The following is a 13,123-nucleotide window of genomic DNA, read 5'->3' on the forward strand; positions in this document are numbered from 1 at the left end:
CACCATGCAGAACAACAGCCCCGTCCTGGTCACGGGCGCGACCGGCGGCCAGGGCGGCGCCGTCGCCCGCGCGCTGCTCAACCGCGGCCGCGCGGTGCGCGCCCTCGTCCGCGACCCGGACTCCGCGGCAGCCAAGGAACTTCGGGTGCTCGGCGCCGAGTTGGCCGACGGTGACCTCGACGACCCGGGGTCGCTGCGTGCGGCGGCGCGGGGCGTGGACGGTGTCTTCAGTGTGCAGCCCGCCGACTTCACCGATCCACGTCCCGAGGTCGAGGTGCGGCAGGGCAGGAACGTCGTTGACGCGGCCGTGGCCGCCAGTGTGCCGCACCTGGTGTACAGCTCCGTCGGCCCCGCCCGACTCGGCACCGGCGTCGCCCACTTCGAGAGCAAGGCGGAGATAGAGACGTACATCGAGGCCGTCGGGGTGCCCGCGACGGTGCTGCGGCCGGTGTTCTTCATGGAGAACTGGCGGTACATGCTGCCGGAGCGGGCCGAGGGCGGTGAACGGGTGTGCGGTGTCGCTCTCGACGCCGACACCCCGCTCCAGATGATCGCGGTGTCCGACATCGGCCGGATCGCCGCGGACGCCTTCGCTGATCCGGACGCGTTCATCGGCAGGGCGGTCGAGATCGCCGGTGACGAGCTGACGGTGCGGCAGATCGCCGAGGTGTTCGGCCGGGTCGACGGCGTTCCGACGCGCTTCGAGCAACGGCCGGAAGCGGTCGAGGAGTTCGCCAAGATGTACGGCTGGATCAACGAGCACGGGTACGGAGCCGACCTCGCCGCCCTCCGCGAGCGGCATCCGGGGCTGCTGACCCTGGAGGCGTGGCTGAGCGTGAGCCGCGGCTAGGCCTCGCGGGCCGCCCGTTCCACCCGCTCCCGGTGCTTTGCCCACCAACTGGCGTCGCCCGGAGCCGTGTTCGGGCCCGCGGCACGCTGCCCGGTCGCGCCGTCGATCAGTTCGCGGACGATGTCGGCGTGGCCCGCATGGCGGTGGGTCTCACCGATCATGTGGGCGAGGACGCGGTGGAGGGTCAGTTCGGGACCGCCGCCGGGCAGCTTTCCGCGGGCGTCCAGGGGCAGCGCGTCGATCGTCTCGTCCGCGTGCGCGCACACCCGGCGGTAGTCGGCCACGATCCGCTCACGGCTCTCGTCCGGCCTCGCCCACAGATCCGCGTTCGGCTCGGCGTCGCCCGTGATCCACAACGGCGGTGCGGGACAGGGCCGTTCGAAGGTCGTGCCGAAGTACAGGGCCTCCGCGCCGGTCAGATGCTTGACCAGGCCGAGCAGGTTCGTGCCGGTCGGGGTCATGGGGCGGCGGACGTCGTACTCGGACAGGCCCTGGAGCTTCCAGAGCAGGGCATCGCGGGCGTCCTGGAGGTTCAGGCGGAGGTCCGCTTTGAGGTCCTGTTCGGTCATCGGGCCAGTCTGTCGGGCGAGCGATGCCCGTCCAGCGGATTTCGCGCACCAAGATCACTACTGAATGTCCGGTTCCGCACCATAGAGTGCGCTGGACACATACCCAGGGGAGGGGCGCCAGCATGGCATTCCGTACGTTTCTCAGCTCGCTCGGCATCAACGCACCGCAGGTGGAGACGGTGTTGGACCGGGGCTCGGTCCGGCCGGGCGAGCAGCTGACCGCGACCGTCACGCTGCGCGGGGGCGGCGCCGATGTGCTGGTCGAGCGGCTGAAGTTGGACGTCGTCGGGCTGTTCGAGGACAACGAGAGCAACGAGAGCAGCTGGGACAACCCCGGCGTGCTCCTGTCCTGGACCGACGAGCAGCCCTTCACGCTGGCGGCCGGCAAGGACCTGGTCAAGGACGTCGTCTTCCAGCTGCCCTTCGAGATGCCGCTGACGCACTTCCTCGGCGGGAAGCTGCTCAAGGGCGCCCGGGTGGCCGTACGGACCGAGCTGGCCATCGACAAGTCCGTGGACCGCGGCGACTTCGACGAGTTCCATGTGCACCCGCTCGCCCCGCAGGACATCGTGCTCCAGGCCTTCGCCGACCTCGGCTTCCGCTTCGACGAGGCCGAGCTGAAGCGCGGCACGCCCAGCTCCGCGGTGGCCTCGCGGGTGGACTGGTGGCAGGAGATCGAGATGTGGTTCCCGGCGGAGTACGGCAGCTCCATCGGCCAGGTCGAGATCGCCTTCAACGCCTTCGAGGACTCGATGGACCTGCTGACCGGCGGCACCGGCAGGCTCTCCTTCTCCTACGACGGCCTCGACGCGGAGAAGGTCCGTGCGGAGCTGGACGCCCACTACCGGTCGCGGTTCCTGCCCGGCTCGTAAATCCGTCGCCGTCGCACCGATGAGTTCCGGGGCCCGCCCCGGTCTTCACCACCGACAACAACGGAACACGGAAACGGAGACAGTCCCATGCGCATCGTCATCACCGAGTTCATCAGCCTCGACGGCGTCGTCCAGGCCCCCGGCGGTCCCGAGGAGGACACCGACGGCGGCTTCGAGCACGGCGGCTGGTCGCACCCGTACTTCGACCCGGAGGTGCTCGGCCCGGCGTTCGCGGAGGGGCTGGAGCAGGCGGAGGCGCTGCTGTACGGGCGTCGTACGTATCTGACGATGGCGGGGGCGTGGCCGGAGCGGGCCGGTGACCCGTTCGCCGACCGGCTCAACTCCCTGAAGAAGTACGTCGTTTCCAGCACGCTGACCGACGCGGAGCTGACCTGGAACAACACCGAGCGCATTGCGGGCGACGAGGCCGTGGCCCGCATCCGTGCGCTCAAAGAGGCCGAGGGCGGCGACCTGGCGATGATGGGCAGCCCGACCCTGGTCCGCACGCTGATCGCCGAGGGCCTCGTCGACGAGCTCCGGCTCGCCGTGATGCCGGTACTGCTCGGCGGCGGCAAGTCGATCTTCCCTACGGACGGCGGCAAGCGTCCCTTCGAACTGGTCTCCGCGACCACCGGGAAGACCGGCGTACAGCTGTGCGTCTTCCGGCCCGCCGCCGAGGGGTAGCCCCGAAGGCGCGGGCGTCCTACGCTCGACCCGTTCGGTATCTCTGACTGAGTCAAGTATCGGGGAGCGGGTCGATCATGACCGTCCAGGACATCCGCGCCTTCAACCGCTTCTACACGAACGTCATCGGCGCCCTCGACTACAGCCGCCACCTGTACGCGCCGTACACCCTCACCGAGTCCCGCGTCCTGTACGAGCTCGCGCACTCGCCGCGCACGGACGCGGCCGACCTGCGCGGCGAACTCTCCCTGGACGCCGGTTACCTGAGCCGGATCCTGAACAAGTTCGAGCAGGACGGGCTGGTCGAGCGGACCACCTCCGAGCACGATCCCCGGCGGCGCCGGATCGTGCTCACCTCGCGCGGGCGGGAGACCGCGGCCCTGCTGGCAGAGCGGTCGGACGAGGCGGTCGGCTCGCTGCTGTCGACGGTGCCGGCCGCCGACCGGCCGCGGCTGGCCGAGGCGATGCGCACCGTCCGCGAGATCCTCTCCGACGGCCGGCCCCCGCGCCGCGAGGACGTCGTACTGCGCGAGCCCGGCCCCGGCGACCTGGGCTGGATCGTGCAGCGCAACGCGGCCCTGTACGCGGCCCAGTTCGGCTGGAACACCGACTACGAGGGCCTGGTCGCGAGGATCGTCGCCGACTTCGCCGAGGACCACGATCCGCATCTGGAGCGGGTGTGGATCGCCGAGCTCGACGGGCGGCCGGTCGGGTGCGTGATGTGCGTACGCGACGAGGCGCCCGCCACCGCCCGGCTGCGCCTCCTCCTCGTCGAGCCCGACGCGCGCGGCCTCGGCATCGGGGACCGGCTGGTCGGGGCGGTCGTGGAGTTCGCCCGCGGGGTCGGCTACCGCGACCTCGTGCTGTGGACCAACGACGTCCTGGCCGCCGCCCGCCGTATCTACCGGCGCCACGGTTTCGTCCTGTGCGCGGAGAAGCCGCACCGCTCCTTCGGCAAGGATCTGGTCGGCCAGGACTGGCGTCTGGACCTGCACGACAGCGCCGAGTGACGCGTAGAGTCGCGACCATGAAGCTGGCGTTCTCCACCCTCGGTGTCCCCGGTCTTCCGCTCCCCGACGTGCTGCGGCTGGCGTCCGCGCACGGCTATCACGGCGTGGAGCTGCGCGCGCATCCGGAGGAGCCGGTGCACCCGGGCCTCGGTCCTGCCGAGCGGGCCGAGGCGGCGGCCGAGTTCAAGGCGGCCGGCATCGAGGTCCTCGGTGTCGCCGGGTACGCGCGCGTGGCCGCGCCCGGCCCCGACGAACCGGTGATCGCGGAGATCCACGGCCTGCTCGACCTCGCCCGTGACCTGGGCGCCGGCTTCGTCCGCGTCTTTCCGGGCGCGGATGTGGCCCAGAGCGCCGAGGAGGCCGACGCGACCGCCGCCCGCAGGCTCGGCACCGCAGCCGAGTACGCCGCCGACCTCGGCGTACGGATCCTGCTGGAGACCCACGACTCGCACCGCACCGGCGCCGCCGCGATCCGCGTCCTCGGGCCGGTCGGGCACCGCAGCGTCGGCTCGCTGTGGGACGTCATGCACACCTGGCTGGGCGGCGAGCAGCCCTCCGAGTCCTACGCCGCGCTCGCCCCGTATCTCGGCTATGTGCAGGTCAAGGACATCGCCTCGGCCGAGGACACGACCCCGCTGCCGCTGGGCGCCGGGGTGCTGCCGCTGTCCGAGTGCGTGGAGGTGCTCTCCCGGCACGGCTGGGACGGCTGGCTGTGCTGGGAGTACGAGAAGCGGTGGTACGAGGCCGCCGCGCCGCTTCCGGAGCTGCTCCGGGCCGGGCACGACCACCTCGCCCGGCTGCTGAACGAGTCCGCGTAATTCGTTGGCCCGGGGCGGGGATCGTGGGTTAGCGTCCCCGCCATGCCGCAGCAGCCAGAGCCGTATTCCGCCATGCCCTCATGAGCCTCGCCCGTACCTTCGTCGACGTACGGCCACTGCACACCTCCCCCGTCTTCCGGCGGCTGCTGATCGGGCGCACGGCGTCCATCCTGGGCAGCTTCATGACCATCGTGACCGTCATGTTCCAGGTGTGGGACATGACGCACAGCGCGATGTGGAGCGGCGCGGTGGGGCTCGCCCAGGCGGTGCCCCTGGTGGTCGTCGGGCTGATCGCCGGGGCCTGGGTGGACCGCGGGGACCGGCGCCGGATCTATCTCGTCGCCACCGTCGGCCAGGCGGTCTGCTCCCTGCTGCTGGCGGTGCAGGGCTTCGTCGGGGGTCTGCCGGTGCCGGGGATCCTGGCGCTGGTGGCGGCCGGCTCCTGCTTCGGGGCGGTCGGCGGTCCGGCGGCGGGCGTGTTCGTGCCGCGGCTGCTGCCCAAGGACCAGGTGGCCGCCGGACTGGCCCTGAACCAGGTCACCGCCCAGGCGATGATGCTCCTCGGCCCCGCCCTCGGCGGTCTGTTCCTGGGCTGGTTCGGCATCGGCATCTGCTACCTGATCGACGCCCTCAGCTTCGCCCTGTCCTTCTACGGCGCCTTCGGCCTGCCCGCGCTGCCGCCCGAGGGCGAGCCGTCGCGGGCCGGGCTGCACGGCGTGCTGGACGGTCTGCGCTTCCTGGGCGGCAACCGGGTGGTCCGCGGCGCGCTGATCACCGACCTGGCGGCGACCCTGCTGTCGATGCCGGTGAGCCTGTTCCCGCTGGTCAACGAGGAACGGTTCGGCGGCAGTCCACGCACCCTCGGCCTGTTCCTGTCCGCGCTGGCCGTCGGCGGGGTGGCGGCGACCGCCCTGTCCGGGCCCATCACCCGGATGGCCCGGCCCGGCGCGGTCATGCTGTGCGGGGCGGCGGTCTGGGGCGGGGCGCTCGCCCTGTTCGGCCTCACCACCAGCGCGTGGGCGGGCCTCGGGCTGCTGGTGGTGGCCGGTGCCGCCGACTCCGTCTCGGTGCTGTCGCGCACCACGATCGTGCAGACCCGCACCCCGGACGCCCTGCTGGGCCGGGTGACGGCGGCCGAGGCCGTCGTCGGCCAGGCGGGTCCGCACCTCGGCAATCTGCGCGGCGGTCTGGTGGCGGGCTGGACCTCCGGCGCGACCGCCCTGATCACGGGGGGCCTGCTGTGCCTCCTCGCGGTGGCCTACGTCGCCGTCAGCACCCCGGAACTGCGGGACGGGGTCACGCCGGACGAGGAGTGAACCCGGCGGTGAGATCCAGGCACCAGGCCAGTACGGCGGGCCACGGGCCGTAACCGGCGTCCAGGTCGAGGTGGCCGGCGCCGGACAGGACGTCGGCCGGCAGGCCGAGCGGGTCGCCGTAGAGGCGGTCGGCGCCTTCCGCGCAGTACGGGTCGTTGTCGCCGGCGACCAGCCGGGTGGGGCCGGGGAGGCCGAACTCCAGGGGCGGCAGGGCGAATCCGGCGATCTCCGGGTTGCTCCGGATGACCGCGTCGGACGGCGGGGCGACGAGCAGCACCCGCTCCACGGCATCGAGGCCCGGCAGTCCGCGCGCGACGGCGTGCAGCCACAGGGCGACGGACAGGCTGTGCGCGACGACGACCTCGACCCCGTCCAGGTGCCGCTCCAGCTCCGCGAGCCATACGTCCAGTTCCGGGTCGTCGGGGTCGGGCAGCTGCGGGTAGGTGACCTGGTGGCCGAGCTCGGTCAGCTGTCCGGCGAGCCAGTGCTGCCAGTGGCCCTCGGGGCGGTGGTTCTGCCAGCCGTGGAGGATGAGGTAAGAGGTCATGGCGTCGATGGTTTCCGATCACCGTTCACCAGGTCCAGTTAATCTTTGGTGATGGAACCGGTAAGCGAGCCCTTCACTGTTGATCTGCGCCGTCTGACCGTCCTGCGGGAGCTCCAGCGCCGGGGCAGCCTGGCGCGTACGGCCGAGGCGCTGCATCTGACGCCGTCGGCGGTCTCGCAGCAGATCGCGGCGCTGGCCCGCGAGGCGGGCGTACCGCTGACGGAACGGGAGGGCCGGGGCGTACGGCTGACCGGGCAGGCGCGGGTGCTGCTGGCGCACGCCGATCTGATCGCGGCCCAACTGGAGCGGGCGCGGGCCGACTTGGCGGGGTACGGGGAGGGCGGGCGCGGTGCGGTGACGGTCGGCTGCTTCTCCAGCGGGATCCTGGGGCTGCTGCCGGCGGCGCTGACGGCCTTGGCCGAGCGGCTGCCGCGGGTCCGCGTCGACGTCGTGGAGGCGGAGCCGCCGGACCTGTTCACGGCGCTGGACGGCGGCCAGGTCGATGTGGCCGTGGCGGTGGACTTCGCGGCGGCACCGCCGTCCACGGACGCCCGCTACCACCGGATCGACCTGTGCACGGACGTCCTGGACGTCGCGGTGCCGGAGGGTCACCGGCTGGCCGGGCGGGACCGTGTCGGGTTGCGGGAGCTGGCCGCGGAGGCCTGGGTGGTGGGCGATGCCCGCAGTTGCTGCGGGGCGGTGGCGCGGTCGGTGTGCGCGGCGGCGGGGTTCACGCCGGACATCCGGCACGCGGTGAACGACTGGGGTGCGCTGGCGGCGCTGGTCGAGGCGGGGCAGGGCGTGGCGCTGGTCCCCCGCCTGGTGCGGCCGCTGTACGCGCACCGCCGGGTCGCGCTGCTGACGACGCGGGGCACACCGCCGTCCCGGAACGTCTTCGCGGCCGTACGCACGGGCTCGGAAGCGGATCCGGTACTGACGGCCGTACGGGAGGCGTTGGTGGAGTCGGCGCGCGCGGTCACGTCGGCATGAAGCCGCGCACCCTGCGCACCTGTTGGCGCAGGGTGTCCTCCTCCTCGGTGGACCAGGGCAGGTCGAGGTGGGCCTGCTCGGCGAGGGCGAGCAGGGTGACCGTGAAGCCCTCGGAGAGGATCCACATGATCCGGTGATGAGTGTTCCGGCGGCGTTGGAGCAGGGCGGTCGCGAACGCCTCCAGTGCGGCGGGGTCGATCGCGCTCTCGTCGTTCTCCATCGGGCCGATGCCGGAGGGGAGGCCGAGTTCCGCCTCGAAGACGGCCACTTGGCGGAGGAACAGGCGGGCGGCGCCGTTCGAGGGGTTCCAGAGGGTTTCGTCGCCGAGTTCGAAGTACTGGCTCAAGGGGCCGCCGTCGGGACCGGGTAGCGGGCGACGCGCTCCTCCAGGCGGGTCCGGGCCTCGGGCCACTCGGCCGCCGTGATCGAGTAGATCGCGGAGTCGCGCAGACGGCCCTCCTCGCCGGGCGCCCAGGAGCGGGACCAGTTGCGCAGGACGCCCTCGAAGCGGGCGCCCGCGCTCTGGATCGCGGCGCGTGAACGGCTGTTGCGGGCGTCCGTCTTCAGATCGACGCGGGAGACGCCCCACTCCTCGAAGGCGTGCCGGAAGAGGAGCAGCTTCGCCTCGGCGTTCACGCCGGTTCCCTGTGCGGACGCGGCGAGCCAGGTGAAGCCGACCTCGATGGCGTCCAGTCGGTCCTCCGACAGCCAGCAGCGGGGCTCCCAGTAGGAGGTGGTGCCGACCACGCGTCCCGTCGCCGTCGAGATCTGCGCGTAGGGCGCGAGCAGGCCCGCGGCCGCCCGGGCGAACTGGGCGTCCATGTACGCCTCCACCTCGCTGGCCCTCGGCACCCAGGTGAAGTCGTACGAGCCCCGGTTCTCCTCGGCCGCCACCGCCAGCCCGGCCGTATGCCGCCTCTCCAGCGGCTCAAGGCGCACCAGCGCACCTTCAAGGACCGGACCCTCCAGCTTGAACCCCACCCGTGCTCACCTTCACAGTCGTGCGCGCAGCGCCCCGAACTCCTCGTGGAAACCGGGGAAAGTCTTGCGGACGCAGCCCGGGTCGTCGAACGAAATACCGGGGACGCGCAGGCCGGTGACGGCGAAGGACATGACGATGCGGTGGTCGCCGTAGGTCTTGATGTCGGCGCCGGTGGGGGCGGCACCGGGGTGGATCTCGATCCAGTCGGGGCCGGTGGCGACGGTGATGCCCAGCCGCCTCAGATTCTCCGCACAGGCCTCAAGGCGGTCGCACTCCTTCACCCGGGTGTTGGCTACGTCCTCGATGCGCACCGGGCCGGAAGCGAAGGGGGCGATGGCGGCGAGGGTGGGCATGGTGTCGGAGATGTCCCGCATGTTGACGGTCAGGCCGTGCAGTTCGCCGGTGCCGCGGACGGTCGTGCGGTCGGTGCCGATCTCGACGTCGGCGCCCATCCGGCGCAGGACGTCTACGAAGCCCAGGTCGCCCTGGAGCGCGCCCTGCCCGAGACCCGGCACGGTCACCTCGCCGCCGGTGACGGCCGCGGCGGCGAAGAAGTAGCTGGCGGTGGAGGCGTCGGGCTCGACGGCGTAGGTGGTGGCGCGGTAGCCGCCCGGCGGAACGACGAAGACGTTCTGCTCACGGGTCACCTCCACCCCGAACGACCGCATCATCGCGATCGTGATCTCGACGTACGGCACGGAGACCAGGTCGGTGACGTGGATGCGCAGGCCGTTGCGGGTGAGCGGGCCGAGCAGCAGCAGCGCGGTGAGGTACTGCGAGGACTGCCCGGCGTCGAGGGTCACCGCGCCGCCCTCGACCCCCGCCGCCACGACGGTCAGCGGATGGTGCCCCTCCCGCTCCTCGTGCCGCAGGTCCACGCCCAGGTCGCGCAGGGCGCGGGTGAGCGGGAGCAGGGGGCGGCGGCGCATCTGCGCGGAGGCGTCGAAGCGGTAGGTGCCGTGGCCCGCCGCGGCCAGGGTCGGCAGGAAGCGGGCGGTCGTCGCCCCGTCGCGGCAGTACACGTCCGCCTCCGCGACCGCGGGGCCCTCCGGGCGCCCGTCGACCTGCCAGGCCTCCGGCGCCCGTCCGACGCGATAACCAAGACGCGCCAGCCCCTCCGCAAACCCCTCCGTGTCGTCCGACCGCAACGGCCGCACGAGCGTGGTCACCCCGTCGGCAGCGGCCGCGAGGAAGAGTGCGCGCGCGGTGATGGACTTGGAACCGGGAATGTCGACAACGGGCATGCCGCCCATGATTGCCCGCGGGGGGTGGGCGGTGCCGGGTCGTCCACGGGATGGACCGCGCCGGCGGGGAGCCACGAGGAGGGGCCGTGCCGCCGGGGAGTCCACGTGGTGAACCATCGCGCCGGGGAGCCCCCGAGGGCGGGCCTCGCCACCGGCGCGTCCGCTGGATGGGCCCTGCCGCCTCAGTCCGTCACCAGGTCGTCCGGGGCCGAGTGGGCCAGGTCGGCCAGTGTTGCCAGGGCCGAGGAGAGGGTTTCGGGCCGGGGGGTGGCCAGGCCCAGGCGGATGGCGTTGGGGGCGTGGGCGTCGCCGACGGTGAAGGCGGCGGCGGGCGGGACGCCGATGCCGTAGCGGGCTGCCGCGGCGACGAAGGTGTCGGCGCGCCAGGGGCGGGGCAGCTGCCACCAGCAGTGGTAGGAGTGCGGGTCGGTGCGCACGGTGAAGCCGGTGAGGTGCCGGGCCGCGAGGGCCTGGCGTACGGCGGCGTCCTGCTGTTTGGCCCGCACGAGCCGTTTCACGATGCCCTCGCGCTGCCAGCGGGCCGCCGCTTCCACGGCGAAGCGCTGGGCGGTCCAGCCGCCGGAGCGCAGGGCGGCGGCGAGGTCGCCGAGCAGCGGGGCGGGGGCGACCACCAGTCCGAGGGAGAGGCCGGGGGCGATGCGCTTGGACAGGCTGTCCACGAGGACGGTCCGTTCGGGGACGCGGGCGGCCAGGGGCGGCAGCTCGTCGTGGAGGAAGGCCCAGATCGTGTCCTCCACCGCGGGGAGGTCCAGGCGGGTGAGGACCTCGGCCAACGCCGCCACGCGCTCTGGGGGCATCGTGAGCGACAGCGGATTGTGCAGGACCGGCTGGACGTAGACGGCGTGCAGCGGGGCCGCGCGGTGGGCCTCCTCGACGGCCTGCGGGACGAGGCCGTCCTCGTCCATGGCGAGGGGGACGAGGGTGATGCCGAGCCGGGCCGCGATCGCCTTGACGACGGGGTAGGTCAGCTCCTCCACGCCGAGCCGGGCGCCGGGCGGGACCAGGGCGGCGAAGACGGCCGACAGGGCCTGCCGGCCGTTCCCGGCGAACAGTACGTGCGCGGGGTCGGGGCGCCAGCCGCCCCGGGTGAGGAGGTCGGCGGCGGACTCCCGGACGGCCGCGTGAGCGGCCGGGCCGACCGGGCGCAGCGCGTCCTGGAGGACGTCGGGGCGCAGGAGTCCGTCGAGGCTCTCGGCGAGCAGCGCGGACTGCTCGGGTACGACCGGGTAGTTGAACTCCAGGTCGATCCGGCTGCCCGTGGGTTCGCCGAGGGCGCGCGGGTCGGCGGGGGCGGCGGCGCGGACGAAGGTGCCGCGTCCCACCTCGCCGACGGTCAGGCCGCGGCGGGCGAGTTCCCGGTAGACGCGGGTGGCGGTGGAGCCGGCGATGTTGTGACGGCGGGCGAACACGCGCTGCGGGGGCAGCCGGTCGCCCGGCCGGAGGGTGCCGGACCTGATCTCTTCGGCCACCTCGTCGGCGACGCTCCGGTAGTCCCGCACGGCGCGCTCTCCTCTCGTCCCGGATGATCCGGATGACCTGGACGATCCGGATGACCCGGACGGCATCGGCCTCCGGGCCACCCACCCAACCACAGAATTGCACCGAGTGCAATAACGTCATTGCATCGAGTCGATTCTCCTCCCTACACTCGGGGCATTGCCTTGACCGAGGTCGGGAAGGAGCCCCGCGTCCCGTGTGCGACACCCTGCCGTCCCCGCTCCATCGGATACCGCTCCCGCCGCCGGACTGCGACCGGTGCGGCTTCACCTCACAGGCGGCCGGGCGCGGTCAAGTCGCCCACCTGCTGCGGACGTACGCGACCCAGTGGCAGCTGCTCCTCGCGCACCCCGCGCACCCCGCCCGACGGCGGGCCGGCACACCCGGCTGGTCGCCTCTTGAGCACGGCTGCCACGCCCGGGACATGTGTCTGCTCTTCCACTCCCGACTCGATGCAATCCTCGATATTGCACCGAGCAGGGTCGGCCCCATCTCGGAGCTCCCCTACCGCGACGAGAATCCCGACCGCGTCTCCCGCGAGCTGGCCGGCGCCGCCGAGACCCTCGCCCGCCGGCTGGCCGCGTTCACCGCCGACGACTGGGACCGCGCCGACCCCGGCCTCGCCGACCCACGGCTCACCGTCGGCTTCTTCACCCGTCATCTGCTCCACGACCTCGCCCACGGTCTCGTCGAGGCGGGCGGCGGTCCGGCACACCAGGAGTTGTCATGGTCGACCTGAGCGGAGTCCTCGGCGTGTTCGTCGTGGCCCTCGGCATGGTGCTCACCCCGGGCCCGAACATGCTGTATCTCGTCTCCCGCAGCATCACCCAGGGCAGACGCGCCGGGGTGATCTCGCTGGGCGGCGTCGCCGTCGGCTTCCTGGTGTATCTGACGGCCGCGAACCTGGGCCTGTCCGTCGTCTTCCTCGCCGTACCCGGGCTGTACGTCGCCGTGAAGCTGGCCGGTGCCTGCTATCTGGCGTACCTCGCATGGACCGCGCTGCGGCCCGGCGGGGTCTCCGTGTTCGCGCCGCAGGACGTGCCGCACGACTCGCCGCGCCGGCTGTTCACGATGGGCCTTGTGACCAACCTGCTCAACCCGAAGATCGCCATCATGTACCTCTCGCTCATCCCCCAGTTCATCGACCTGGAGGCGGGCCATGTGCTGCTCCAGGGGCTGCTGTTGGGCTCGGTGCAGATCGTGGTCGCCGTGACGGTCAACCTCACCATCGTGCTGGCGGCCGGCACCATCGCCGTCTTCCTCGCCCGCCGCCCCGCCTGGCTGAAGGTGCAGCGCTATGCCATGGGCACGGTCCTCGGGGCGCTCGCCGCGTCCCTGGCCGTGGACACCTCGGGCCCGGCGAAGGCGAGCTGACGGCGTCGCACTCGCACCCTCCGGCACCGGTGCACCAACTTCGGGAAATCCGCCCGGAGGCGGGAACCCGCCCCCACCCCCGCTCGTCCAACTCGCAGGTTGCCGGAGAGTCACCGCGGTGCGGTGTCGGCCTCGCTGCTGGCTGCGAACGCTGACCACCCTCTCCGCCGTACTGCGGCCGGCAGCAAGCCGCCATCGGCGCGCCCCCCTCCAAACAGCGCCGATGGCGGCCCCCCCTTCTCGTCGGCGTGCGTTCTCCTGACCGGTTTTCCCATTAGCGTGCGTTCCCTTGACTGGCAGAAACTTCCCGGTTATTCGTGACTCCTCGGAAGTTTCCTTCAGCGGACCG

At 72.5% G+C, this 13,123-nt stretch carries 15 protein-coding genes; 9 read left to right on the forward strand and 6 right to left on the reverse strand.

What is annotated here, in order from left to right; translation table 11 throughout:
* Positions 1–4 precede the first annotated feature (4 nt).
* Entirely contained in the window at positions 5–850 is an 846-nt protein-coding gene (locus AB0Q90_RS20120) for an NmrA/HSCARG family protein (RefSeq protein WP_363165511.1), read from the forward strand.
* Here the strand turns inward: AB0Q90_RS20120 and AB0Q90_RS20125 are convergent.
* Entirely contained in the window at positions 847–1,419 is a 573-nt protein-coding gene (locus AB0Q90_RS20125) for a DinB family protein (RefSeq protein ID WP_363165513.1), read from the reverse strand. The genes AB0Q90_RS20120 and AB0Q90_RS20125 overlap by 4 nt on opposite strands.
* Before the next feature lie 122 nt (positions 1,420–1,541).
* Between AB0Q90_RS20125 and AB0Q90_RS20130 the strand changes: the two genes are divergently transcribed.
* From AB0Q90_RS20130 to AB0Q90_RS20150, 5 genes are all read left to right on the forward strand, one after another.
* Positions 1,542–2,291: a sporulation protein gene (locus AB0Q90_RS20130; RefSeq protein WP_363165514.1), complete on the forward strand. Its 750-nt coding sequence runs from the start codon at positions 1,542–1,544 to the stop codon at positions 2,289–2,291.
* Between the two features lie 87 nt (positions 2,292–2,378).
* Complete coding sequence (locus AB0Q90_RS20135; protein WP_363165515.1) at positions 2,379–2,975, forward strand: dihydrofolate reductase family protein; 597 nt, start codon at positions 2,379–2,381, stop codon at positions 2,973–2,975.
* Between the two features lie 77 nt (positions 2,976–3,052).
* The gene (locus tag AB0Q90_RS20140) at positions 3,053–3,985 is read left to right on the forward strand and encodes a bifunctional helix-turn-helix transcriptional regulator/GNAT family N-acetyltransferase (protein ID WP_363165516.1); all 933 of its coding nucleotides are present in this window, start codon (positions 3,053–3,055) and stop codon (positions 3,983–3,985) included.
* A 17-nt stretch (positions 3,986–4,002) separates the two neighbouring features.
* Entirely contained in the window at positions 4,003–4,803 is an 801-nt protein-coding gene (locus AB0Q90_RS20145) for a sugar phosphate isomerase/epimerase family protein (RefSeq protein ID WP_363165517.1), read from the forward strand.
* 80 nt (positions 4,804–4,883) lie between these two features.
* Positions 4,884–6,119: an MFS transporter gene (locus AB0Q90_RS20150; RefSeq protein WP_363165518.1), complete on the forward strand. Its 1,236-nt coding sequence runs from the start codon at positions 4,884–4,886 to the stop codon at positions 6,117–6,119.
* Here AB0Q90_RS20150 and AB0Q90_RS20155 read toward each other — a convergent pair.
* Entirely contained in the window at positions 6,100–6,666 is a 567-nt protein-coding gene (locus AB0Q90_RS20155; protein WP_363165519.1) for an alpha/beta hydrolase, read from the reverse strand. The genes AB0Q90_RS20150 and AB0Q90_RS20155 overlap by 20 nt on opposite strands.
* A 51-nt stretch (positions 6,667–6,717) precedes the next feature.
* Here AB0Q90_RS20155 and AB0Q90_RS20160 point away from each other — a divergent pair, with 51 nt between their 5' ends.
* Positions 6,718–7,656, forward strand: coding sequence for a LysR family transcriptional regulator (locus AB0Q90_RS20160; protein WP_363165520.1), 939 nt, complete (start codon positions 6,718–6,720; stop codon positions 7,654–7,656).
* Here AB0Q90_RS20160 and AB0Q90_RS20165 read toward each other — a convergent pair.
* The 4 genes from AB0Q90_RS20165 to AB0Q90_RS20180 form a co-directional block, all read right to left on the reverse strand.
* Positions 7,643–8,002 carry a DUF6086 family protein gene (locus AB0Q90_RS20165; RefSeq protein WP_363165521.1) on the reverse strand — a complete coding sequence of 120 codons (360 nt, stop codon included), beginning with the start codon at positions 8,000–8,002 and terminating at the stop codon, positions 7,643–7,645. The two genes, AB0Q90_RS20160 and AB0Q90_RS20165, sit on opposite strands and share 14 nt — an antisense overlap.
* Complete coding sequence (locus AB0Q90_RS20170; RefSeq protein ID WP_363165522.1) at positions 7,999–8,637, reverse strand: GNAT family protein; 639 nt, start codon at positions 8,635–8,637, stop codon at positions 7,999–8,001. Before AB0Q90_RS20170 ends, AB0Q90_RS20165 begins: the two co-directional genes overlap by 4 nt.
* A gap of 12 nt (positions 8,638–8,649) precedes the next feature.
* The gene (aroA, locus tag AB0Q90_RS20175; protein WP_363165524.1) at positions 8,650–9,882 is read right to left on the reverse strand and encodes a 3-phosphoshikimate 1-carboxyvinyltransferase; all 1,233 of its coding nucleotides are present in this window, start codon (positions 9,880–9,882) and stop codon (positions 8,650–8,652) included.
* A 182-nt stretch (positions 9,883–10,064) separates the two neighbouring features.
* Positions 10,065–11,402: a PLP-dependent aminotransferase family protein gene (locus AB0Q90_RS20180; RefSeq protein WP_363165525.1), complete on the reverse strand. Its 1,338-nt coding sequence runs from the start codon at positions 11,400–11,402 to the stop codon at positions 10,065–10,067.
* A 194-nt stretch (positions 11,403–11,596) separates the two neighbouring features.
* Between AB0Q90_RS20180 and AB0Q90_RS20185 the strand changes: the two genes are divergently transcribed.
* Both AB0Q90_RS20185 and AB0Q90_RS20190 read left to right on the forward strand, forming a co-directional pair.
* On the forward strand, positions 11,597–12,139 hold the full coding sequence (locus tag AB0Q90_RS20185) for a hypothetical protein (protein ID WP_363165526.1): 543 nt from the start codon (positions 11,597–11,599) through the stop codon (positions 12,137–12,139).
* Positions 12,127–12,774 (forward strand): LysE family translocator, encoded by a 648-nt coding sequence (locus tag AB0Q90_RS20190; protein ID WP_363165527.1) that lies wholly within the window; start codon positions 12,127–12,129, stop codon positions 12,772–12,774. The genes AB0Q90_RS20185 and AB0Q90_RS20190 overlap by 13 nt, the downstream gene beginning before the upstream one ends.
* Positions 12,775–13,123: the final 349 nt, after the last annotated feature.

The organism is Streptomyces sp. NPDC079141, from assembly GCF_040686775.1.
In the GTDB taxonomy this organism is placed as follows: Bacteria; Actinomycetota; Actinomycetes; order Streptomycetales; family Streptomycetaceae; genus Streptomyces.

What these genes read in the sequence shown, in the direction of transcription:
- AB0Q90_RS20120 (WP_363165511.1), top strand. Translation starts at nt 5, where the DNA reads ATGCAGAACAACAGCCCCGTCCTGGTCACGGGCGCGACCGGCGGCCAG.
- AB0Q90_RS20125 (WP_363165513.1), bottom strand. Translation starts at nt 1,419, where the DNA reads ATGACCGAACAGGACCTCAAAGCGGACCTCCGCCTGAACCTCCAGGAC.
- AB0Q90_RS20130 (WP_363165514.1), top strand. Translation starts at nt 1,542, where the DNA reads ATGGCATTCCGTACGTTTCTCAGCTCGCTCGGCATCAACGCACCGCAG.
- AB0Q90_RS20135 (WP_363165515.1), top strand. Translation starts at nt 2,379, where the DNA reads ATGCGCATCGTCATCACCGAGTTCATCAGCCTCGACGGCGTCGTCCAG.
- AB0Q90_RS20140 (WP_363165516.1), top strand. Translation starts at nt 3,053, where the DNA reads ATGACCGTCCAGGACATCCGCGCCTTCAACCGCTTCTACACGAACGTC.
- AB0Q90_RS20145 (WP_363165517.1), top strand. Translation starts at nt 4,003, where the DNA reads ATGAAGCTGGCGTTCTCCACCCTCGGTGTCCCCGGTCTTCCGCTCCCC.
- AB0Q90_RS20150 (WP_363165518.1), top strand. Translation starts at nt 4,884, where the DNA reads ATGAGCCTCGCCCGTACCTTCGTCGACGTACGGCCACTGCACACCTCC.
- AB0Q90_RS20155 (WP_363165519.1), bottom strand. Translation starts at nt 6,666, where the DNA reads ATGACCTCTTACCTCATCCTCCACGGCTGGCAGAACCACCGCCCCGAG.
- AB0Q90_RS20160 (WP_363165520.1), top strand. Translation starts at nt 6,718, where the DNA reads ATGGAACCGGTAAGCGAGCCCTTCACTGTTGATCTGCGCCGTCTGACC.
- aroA (WP_363165524.1), bottom strand. Translation starts at nt 9,882, where the DNA reads ATGCCCGTTGTCGACATTCCCGGTTCCAAGTCCATCACCGCGCGCGCA.
- AB0Q90_RS20190 (WP_363165527.1), top strand. Translation starts at nt 12,127, where the DNA reads ATGGTCGACCTGAGCGGAGTCCTCGGCGTGTTCGTCGTGGCCCTCGGC.